We start from the raw sequence: 383 nt of genomic DNA on the forward strand, positions 1-383 counted from the left end.
GGCAGGCCGGAGATCTGTTCCACCCGCACGTCGGCCGCGCCATTCACCGCACGCAGCTTCAGCGCCACCTGGTCGGCCACCTTCTGCAGCTGGCTGAAGTCATCGCCGAAGATCATCACCGCCAGGTCGGTCCGCACGCCGGAAATCAGCTCGTTGAAGCGCAGCTCGATCGGCTGGCTGAACTCGAAGCTGTTGCCCAGCTGCTGCCCGGCCAGCGTTTCGAAGCGCGCCACCAGTGCGTCCTTGGCCAGCGTCGGATCGGGCCAGTCCTTGCGCGGCTTCAGTACGATCACGCTGTCGGAGATGTTGGTCGGCATCGGGTCGATGGCCGCCTCGGCGGTACCGGTGCGCGAGAACACGGTTTCCACTTCCGGCTCTTTGGC

At 65.8% G+C, this 383-nt stretch carries 1 protein-coding gene; it reads right to left on the minus strand.

Translation table 11 applies throughout. From position 1 onward, the window contains the following. Positions 1–368, minus strand: a 368-nt coding sequence (locus tag EN804_RS35045) for an efflux RND transporter permease subunit (protein ID WP_246693539.1), incomplete at its 3' end; no start/stop codon positions are given. Positions 369–383: the final 15 nt, after the last annotated feature.

Source organism: Mesorhizobium sp. M8A.F.Ca.ET.161.01.1.1 (assembly GCF_004792105.1).
Lineage (GTDB): Bacteria > Pseudomonadota > Alphaproteobacteria > Rhizobiales > Rhizobiaceae > Mesorhizobium.